Below are 8,895 nucleotides of genomic sequence, written 5' to 3' on the forward strand. Positions count from 1 at the left end.
CAGCAATCTTGACATCAGCTCTCCTATCCCCGGGGCAAGCATGAATCCCTGGCCGCACATCCCAACCGCGATGTAATGGTTGGAAGGACCGCATCTGTCCAGAATCGGGGATCCGTCAGGAGTCATCGGGTAAACACCCCGCCAGACTCTTCTTACTTTAAGATTCGCCAGTCTGGGGTACAGATCTACCATTCGCGGCGCCACGAGCGGCAGAAATCCGGAAGTCTCTTCGACAGATGTTCCGGGAACAGGCGGATCGGGCGTGATGCAGAATACGATCTGACCTGTCTCGTGCTGGTAGAAATAGTAATTCGCCGATCCCGGAGCCTTTCGAATATCAACAACCATCGGATCGAAAAGCCTTTCAACGGGCTCTGTGACACCTGCCTCGTGACAGTCTGGATATACCGGAAGCTCAACTCCCGCCATCCTTCCTGCCGAAGCGGCAAAGGAGCCCGCGCAGTTCACAACCGCTCCGCATGAGTATGTTCCCCTGTCGGTGATTACTGACACTACTTTCCCATTATCAATACTGAATCGCTGTACAGTTTCATTAAACCGAAATTCCGCTCCGAGTTCCGCTGCTCTTCTGTAGAACGCGTAACAGCAGAGCATGGGACTTGCACTTCCGTCCTCGGGTGACCAGGTCCCGCCCAGAAGACCATCGGAGTTTATACCCGGAACAAGGTCCTCGATTTCAGATGCTGAGACTAAATTAATGTTAAGACCCGCATTCCGCTGAAGGGGCACATTCTGCCTGAATAGCGACATAGTATCTTTATCGTAGGCAACGTATGTGTATCCGCCCTGGTACCATCCTATGCTTTCCCCGTGGATTTCCTCCCATGTTCTGAATACTTCAAGGGACCTAAGAGCAAGGGTCACCTTTGCGGGTTCAGTATGTGTAGCTCTGGTTCCACCGATAGCACACTTGTTGTTTCCCTGCCCCGCTGAAAAGGCACTGTCAAGGCAGAGAACGGAAATTCCCTTCTCAGCAAGACTCATTGCCATAGGAGTACCAACGCTGCCGGCTCCAATGATGATGACATCGTAAGTTCGGTTATTCATCATCGCTGCCCTTTCCGGAAAACCAGCCCAGTTGAGTCTCGGCGAACAGTGGTCTGTCTGTAAATGGTGTAATCTCCTCCGGGGGAATTCCTTCCTCCCTGCAGATTCTTTCGATCAGTGTTGAACAGGTCTTCCCGCCGCACGCTCCAAACCCGGCTCTTGTAAGAGCTTTAAGATGATTCATGTCTCTGGTGCCCGCTCTGATATACTCTCGAATCTCCCCTGCGGTAACACGTTCACACCTGCAGATAACAGCTGTATCCGGAAGGGGAACCTCTAATGGAACAGGAAGAGGCTTGATCTTATCAGGATCCTGAACAACCACTCCGGCCGTCCTGCAGGCGATTGAAGCGGGTGTTTCGAGCTTCAGAAGAAGTGTCTTCGGAAATCCGGTTGCGTATTTCCATCCGATCAGGACAGCTTTCCCGAGGATATCTCCTTCCCATCCTGTCACAGTCATTTCCATTCCTTCTTCAAGAAGCCATTCACCAAGTTCAAAAGGAACAGTTACAATCGGTCTGTCAGAGGAATTTCTGAAATCGACCAGAGTCACCGCCAGTCCAGGACAGACAGCAACGCATTTTTCGCATCCCACGCATTCACCATGAAATTCAGGCAATCCCATTATCGGATGTCCTGATGTACCAATAAGATCCTTTGGACACACTGTCATACATGGGTTGCATGGAATCTCCTGCGTACAGTGCAGAACCGGAAAAATCCCCGTTCTTTCCTCAGGGGGATTGTATGGAAAAGTCTCTCCTCCGGAACTCTTGAGTATTTCAGCCTTTTCCCTGAGTTCATCAGGTATGTTTATTCCCGCTGAACCGAGAGAAGCAACTATCTGAAGGCCTCTTATCCTGCCTGTAAACATTGCGGCGCTTGCTTCAGCAATTTCTTCGGCATCACCTGCCATCATGGATTTCATGCCGAAATCTAGAGCTTTCCGGTGGAATTCATCAACCGGATTCAATCCAACGGCCATTAACACCGTATCTACTTCCCATGTACGTTCGGTGCCTGGTAAAGGAGAAAAGGAATCATCAATCTCGGCGATTGTCACGGCTTCCACCTGTTCGATTCCATGTGCCGCGATTACAGAATGTCTGGTGTATATCGGTACTCCAAGTCTTTTGATTTTATCTGCATGAACTTTATATCCGCCGCATACAGGAAGAGCTTCTGCAAGCCCGACTACCGTCATACCTGCCTGAAGAGCGTGATAGGCTCCGATAAGCCCCACATTCCCCCCGCCGACAACGAATATCCTTTCAGCGCACCTGACCAGATCTCTGTTAACCATTGTCTGAAATGCGCCGGCGCCGTAAACACCTGGAAGTGTGCATCCCGGAAAGGGCAGTGATTTTTCCCTGGCTCCCGTTGCTACAAGAAGAATCTCCGGTTTCACTATCCTGTAACCATCTTCGCACCTGATTCCGACAGTCCCGTCGCTGAATACACCGAGGACGACACTGTTAAGCCATATGTCAACGGAATCCATCTCTGAAATTTCACCTGCGAGCAGCTCTGCTATGTGAATACCCCGTGTTCCGGCGTAACAGTCCGCTTCCGAACCGAAGAACTTGTGAGTCTGAAGGACAAGCTTACCTCCGAGCCGATCTTTATCATCAACTATTATTGTGTCTATTCCAGCTTTTCCAAGCTCAATAGCAGCAGCCATGCCGGAGGGTCCGGCACCGAGTATCAATACCCTGGTCTGAATATTTACAGGAGGAAATACATCCGGGCCGGGAAGATCTTCGAGTGAAGGCAGTCCCTCAAGGCTTCTGACATCCATTCCTCTCTTAAGAGGTACAATGCAGCTCTTCAATGGGATTCCATCAATAAGAAGCGTACACTGTGAGCACTGTCCATTTGCGCAGAACATCCCCTGGGGGCTTTCGTCAGTATGATGATGTCCGAATATGTGAATGCCGAAAGCGAAGACAGCGGATGATACAGCCTCACCCTCCAGTCCAATGGCAGGCTGTCCATTGAATGTAAACTCAACTCTTTCCGCATCTGGCTGATCAAGCACCGGATGTCTGTTAATACGGTTTTCCTGAAAAGACAATGCTCCTCCCAACAGTACTGGAATTGATAATCAGGGAATGCTCAATCTATTAATGTGAAATCATTGAGGCAACTCTATAACCCTACTTTTTTCTATTTCGTTTTCGTTCCCAGTCAGAAGCGAATTTCATTCTTGTCGGTTTCTTCGCTCTGACGTAACCTCTGCACTCGGGATAGTTACAGCACCTCCAGACTCTGATATGCGGATATTTGTAAAGCTCCGTCAATGAATCGCAGACAGGACACCTTGGTATGTTGTTTCCCGCTTCCCTCTCGATCATTCTTTCCGCAGAGTCGATTTCCCTGTAAAGTTCTTCCCGATCAGGACCTCCGAGCCAGTGTTTCATGACCTGCCTTACTATGAACCACAGGAAGGCGATTCCGATAAGAAGTAATAACAGCCGTGCTGAACTCAATTATCCTCTTTCACATCTCAAATTACCACGTGCTTTAAAGAGTTGACAGAAGCACAATTCATTCGTAAATAATACGTTCCTTTAAGAACATATAGAATTACTCTACTATGTAATGTAAATCAGATCGGGAACAGGAGCACCAGATTGAAGAATTATACACCTGACAAGCTCAGAACAGTTGTAGTTATTGGCCATGGATCTGTGGGAAAAACCAGCCTGTGCGATTCAATACTCTTCGTTGGCGGAGGCGTGGAACGGATGGGAAAGGTTGACAATGGCACCAGTCAGTTCGATTTCACCAATGAAAGCCGCGAAAGGAAGCACAGCCTTTCCTCTTCCCTTGGTATACTCGACTGGAAAGACCACAAGATCAATATCATCGATTCACCGGGGCTGGCGGATTTTCATGGCGCTACAATCGGCAGCATAGTCGTTGCGGACGGCGTTGTACTTGTTGTTGACGGTACGGATGGAGTTGAAGTCGGAACACTGAAAACATGGGATTTCGCAGCCAATAACAACAAGCCTCTCATCTTCTGGGTTAACCGTGTTGACAGAGACAGTACCGATTTCGAGAGAATCGTCTCCGATATCAGGAAAAACCTTGCGAAGAATGTAGTTCCGATAACATTCCCCGCACGGGAGAACGATGTTCTTATAGCAATAGTCAACGTACTCACGGGTAAAGCCGTTAACGTTGAAGGCAAGGATATCCCTGTCCCTGATTCTGCAAAGGATAACCTTGAAATGTACAGAATGCAGCTTGTTGAAGCAGCTGCTGAAACAGATGAAACTCTTATGGAATCTTTTTTTGAGAATGAGACTCTGACATCCGAGGAAATGAATTCCGGACTCATGAAAGCCGCCCGAACAAGGAATTTCTTCCCTCTTTTCTGTGGTCTTTCTATCCCGCCGACCGGGCAGAATTTCCTTCTTGACAGTATACCGACATTCATCCCTTCCCCACTTGAGGCCTTTCCTGTCACCGCTGAGGATGGCGGTAAAAAAGTTGAGATAGCACCTGATCCATCCGCTCCATTCCTGGCAAGGGTTTTCAACAGCACGGTTGATACTCACATGGGTGAGATAGTCTATATAAGAGTTATGAGTGGTGGAATCAGCGGTACGGAGGATGTGACGAATACAACCAGAAACACATCCGAGCGTATGGGCAATTACTACTTCATGAGCGGCGGTAAAAGAATTGATACAGACAGGCTTGTAACAGGTGACATTGCAGCCATCGCAAAGCTGAAGAACACATCACCAAACGATACACTGGCAGGGAAGGGAAGTCATATCATATTGGATCCCATTACTTTTCCTGAACCTGTATACAGAGTCGGAATTGCTCCGAAGAAGCGGGGTGACGAGGACAAGATGGGTTCCGGACTCTCAAGACTCGCGGCTCAGGACCCTACTCTGATTCTCAGAAATGAGTCGGATATCGGACAGACAACTCTGTCAGGTATGGGTGATCTGCATCTGAAGGTAATGCTGAGCAGACTTAAGGATAACACAGGTGTGGAAACGGAAACATTCAAGCCAAGAATTGCTTACCACGAGACTATCAGCAAAACGGCGGAGGGATCCTACAAACACAAGAAACAGACCGGTGGACGGGGTCAGTATGGTCACGTATTCATCAAACTTGAACCGCTTCCACGCGGTAAAGGATTTGTATTTGAGAGTAAAGTAGTCGGGGGCAATGTGCCCACCAACTTCATTCCTGCCGTGGAAAAAGGTGTTGTGGAAGCAATGAAGAATGGTCCTATTTCAAACAGCAAAGTGGTGGATATCAAAGCAGTTGTGTTTGATGGATCCTATCATCCTGTAGATTCTTCGGATATGGCGTTCAAACTTGCTGCAAGAAAGTGTTTCAAAAACGTAATGATGAATGCCGGACCAAGTCTTCTTGAACCTGTTGTAAGCCTTGAAGTTACTGTTCCCGAAGAATTCATGGGTGATGTCATGAGCGACCTGACAAGCAGAAGAGGACGAATTCAGGGAATAGAAGCCGAGGGCGCTTTTCAGGTTATCAAAGCATCCATTCCGGAATCAGAGCTCTTCCAGTACTCAAATACTCTTAAATCTCTTACTCAGGCCAGAGGCAGTTTCAGCCAGAGTTACGAGGGTTACAAACCGGTTCCGAGAGAAATACAGGAAAGCATTATGGCAAAGGTTGAAACCGATGATGAGTGAAAAGGAAGAAGGTTAACGCGATGACAGCAGGATTAAATAAGACAGTGCCTGCACTGCTCGCAATGCTGTTCATATTGACCTGCCCTGTCATGGCTGCCGATCCGAGTGGCGGCGGCGATGATGACAGTTCAATTCCAATGACTTACATAGTTATCGGAGTTGCTGTTGTAATAGGCGGTCTTCTATTCATTGATGTATTATCAGATTCAGGCAATGAAGATGCACCTGCTTCGTCAGATGCTCAGTCCGGGATAATACATACCGGTATTGACTGGGATGAGGTTGCCGCGACCGAAAGGAAACAGGTTTTTGTAGCAGTATCCACTTTACCGGGAGAAAATAGATCGACCCTCGCGAGGGAATTTATAGAAATTCTCAGAATGATGGTTTCGGATGAGGTATTCGTATACTCTGATCCGATGGATCTTGGAGAAGGTTCATCAATCGACAGAGCCGCTATGGCTAATGAGTATTTCGGTGTGGATTATCTTATCTGCCGCATCGATAAGGCGGATATTCTTCAATTCGAAGCAGCATCCCCGGATTCCATAGTATGGACTTCGCCTGAACAATATGATATTGATTTAGTAGGAATTGTTGAAGATATGCTTCAGGCCGGCATCTTTTAACATTCATTCCCTCTTGATCTGTCCACAATTCTGGGAACCGAAACTGGAAACATGGTGTTGTGTTTCTGGATTAAAGCCTATTGTATTCTTCAGGCAACCGGTGCTGGTTATATACTAACAGGACATTACTTGTTCGAAATGTGAAATTCTGAATACAGGATTTCCTACAATTTGAAGGGATTTGAAATGAAGCGATTAGCTCTCTTTGTTTTGCTTATAGCAGCGTTTACTGTAAATGCAGGTGAAATGATCGTCACAATACCTGTTGATGCTTCCGCTATACAAATAGAGGAAACAGGACCTTATACCAGGGTAACCGGTATGGGAATGCGTATTATGACTGAAGCAGGCACTCCATGTCTTCCGGTCTATACTGAAAAGATAGCACTTCCAACAGGATGCGCTGCAACCGGTATCGAGATCATCGATGCTGAGTACTCTGATATCCGCGGCAGGTTCACTGTAATGCCTGCTTCACTTCCCGTTCCACTTTCCGTGGAGCAGGAGATACAGCCTCTTCAGCCAGACCACGAGATATACTCATCAATCGAATCATTTCCCTCAACATCCATTGAATTCATCAATTCAAGTGTTGTTATGGGAATTCCTGTGGCTTACGTAGATATCTATCCTGTACGATGGAATCCTGCATCCGGGACTATTGAAGTTCTTACAGACCTTACTGTCAATGTTACCTACGAGAACAGCCCTGAAGCTTCAACCGTCTCCCGCAGAAGCATTCAGAGCGAACTTCGTTCGCAGGAAATCGTCAGAAATACTGTAGTCAATCCGGATAATGTCGCTCACTCAGGCGCGGCTATAGTCGATTCGAAAGACCTTATTTACGGTGAATATGTAATTATCACCCCTCCTGATTATGAGGCATATGCGCAGGATCTCGCGGACTGGAAAACTTCAAAAGGTGTACCGACAAACGTCTACACGACGACATACATCACCGGTCAGTACTCCTGCTACAACGCTCCCCAGGAAATCCGCGCTTTTCTTACCGACTGTCGCGATGAAGGTGTCGAGTACGTCCTTATCTATGGTGACGACAACAGGATCGCTGGTCAGGATGTCAAAATTATGATTACCGGTTACTACACTGAATACCCCTGCGTTGACCTGTACTGGGCTGATATAAACGATTCCGCCCCCGGTGCTGATCAGTGGGACAGTAATTTCAACCATATATTCGGTGAGCGTGGAATCGACAACGTAGATTACCATCCTGACCTCTGGGTTGGAAGAGCAAGCGTAAACACTACAGGTGAATGCACTATCTTCAACAACAAGGTTTTCACTTACGAACGTATTACATCTACTGACTATTTTGATACTGCTCCGGTTGAAATGAGAATCGGATATACAACCGAACTTCTCTGGGGTTCCCCGTACTGGTGCTATGCCTCAGCCGGTGCAGAGCTGATTTCCCCGATGGTACCATCCTCCGCATGGGAAGAGGAGAAGTGCTACGATTCTAATGGAAATAACAGCGTCACCATTACAAGAAACATGATTAACGCAGGGCCTCATCATCTATACCATGGAAGCCACGGTTCGCAGACATCCTTCTCCCTTCCCGGTGGAAGCTATACAACTACCGATTTCATGAATCAGACCAACATCTCAGGTGGAGGACTTCCCTCAATTTGGAACTCCATCTCATGCCTTATCGGACAGCTTGACGGATATGAATGCATGGGTGATGCATGGCTCGCTTCTCCCAATGGCGGAGGATTCGGAGCTTTCAACGCCAGGTATGGATGGGGTGCGCCATCCAATCCGGGTTACGGTGAAAGTGAGGTTCTTTCAAGGTACTTCTACGATGTGATGTGGAATGATGATCTCTATAATCTCGGAGTCGCCCATCTTATGGGTTCTGACGAGATGACTCCGATCAATAACGATTACTCTGACTGGTGTGTAAAGGAGTACAACCTTTTCGGAGATCCTGAACTCCCGATGTGGTTTATAGACGCGACGGATCTTTCCGCTTCTCATCCGGCCAGTATTAACGGAGCAGGTAATGTCACTGTTACAGTAACATCTGAAGGCTCACCTGTTAACGGAGCCAGAGTATGCCTTCAAAAGGGTAACTGGCAATCCGGTGAGGTCTACAAAGTGGGCTTAACTGATGCAAGCGGAAACGTAACACTCTATGTTTCTCCCACCACTACCGGAACGATGTCCGTTGTGGCCTGGGCACGTGATTACGTGTCCTACCAGGGATCCATCACCGTCGCCGGTGTCGGTATCGGAGAAGGTGAAGGCGGATCTGAATACATTAACAACTTCGATTCCGTCTATCCGAGTCCTGCCATGAGCAGTGTTACAATTCCATTCAGTCTTGCAACAACAGGTGCTGCAAGAATTGATGTCTACGATGTAACAGGCAGAATCGTGACTACCCTTGCAGCTGAGGAGATGGGCGCGGGACAGCACAGCCTTGTCTGGAACCTCAGAGACACGAACGGCAGCGTCATTCCTTCAGGTGTATACCA

At 47.8% G+C, this 8,895-nt stretch carries 6 protein-coding genes; 3 read left to right on the top strand and 3 right to left on the bottom strand.

Going from position 1 to position 8,895, the window contains the following annotated elements; genetic code table 11:
- From K8R76_08365 to K8R76_08375, 3 genes are all read right to left on the bottom strand, one after another.
- Nucleotides 1-1,071: FAD-binding oxidoreductase (locus K8R76_08365; GenBank protein ID MCD4848189.1), on the bottom strand; the 1,071-nt coding region annotated here is incomplete at its 3' end.
- Entirely contained in the window at nucleotides 1,061-3,142 is a 2,082-nt protein-coding gene (locus K8R76_08370) for an FAD-dependent oxidoreductase (protein ID MCD4848190.1), read from the bottom strand. The genes K8R76_08365 and K8R76_08370, both read right to left, overlap by 11 nt.
- 82 nt (nucleotides 3,143-3,224) lie before the next feature.
- On the bottom strand, nucleotides 3,225-3,557 hold the full coding sequence (locus tag K8R76_08375) for a hypothetical protein (GenBank protein ID MCD4848191.1): 333 nt from the start codon (nucleotides 3,555-3,557) through the stop codon (nucleotides 3,225-3,227).
- A 144-nt stretch (nucleotides 3,558-3,701) separates the two neighbouring features.
- Here K8R76_08375 and K8R76_08380 point away from each other — a divergent pair, with 144 nt between their 5' ends.
- The 3 genes from K8R76_08380 to K8R76_08390 all read left to right on the top strand — a co-directional run.
- Nucleotides 3,702-5,759: an elongation factor G gene (locus K8R76_08380; protein MCD4848192.1), complete on the top strand. Its 2,058-nt coding sequence runs from the start codon at nucleotides 3,702-3,704 to the stop codon at nucleotides 5,757-5,759.
- 20 nt (nucleotides 5,760-5,779) lie between these two features.
- Nucleotides 5,780-6,388 carry a hypothetical protein gene (locus tag K8R76_08385; protein MCD4848193.1) on the top strand — a complete coding sequence of 203 codons (609 nt, stop codon included), beginning with the start codon at nucleotides 5,780-5,782 and terminating at the stop codon, nucleotides 6,386-6,388.
- 186 nt (nucleotides 6,389-6,574) lie between these two features.
- A partial coding sequence (locus K8R76_08390) for a hypothetical protein (protein MCD4848194.1) occupies nucleotides 6,575-8,895 on the top strand: 2,321 nt, incomplete at its 3' end.

This window comes from Candidatus Aegiribacteria sp. (assembly GCA_021108435.1).
Taxonomy (GTDB): domain Bacteria; phylum Fermentibacterota; class Fermentibacteria; order Fermentibacterales; family JCC-6; genus Aegiribacteria.

Bases quoted from the DNA above. Each gene is read 5' to 3' on its own strand.
- K8R76_08385 (MCD4848193.1), top strand. From the start codon at position 5,780: ATGACAGCAGGATTAAATAAGACAGTGCCTGCACTGCTCGCAATGCTG.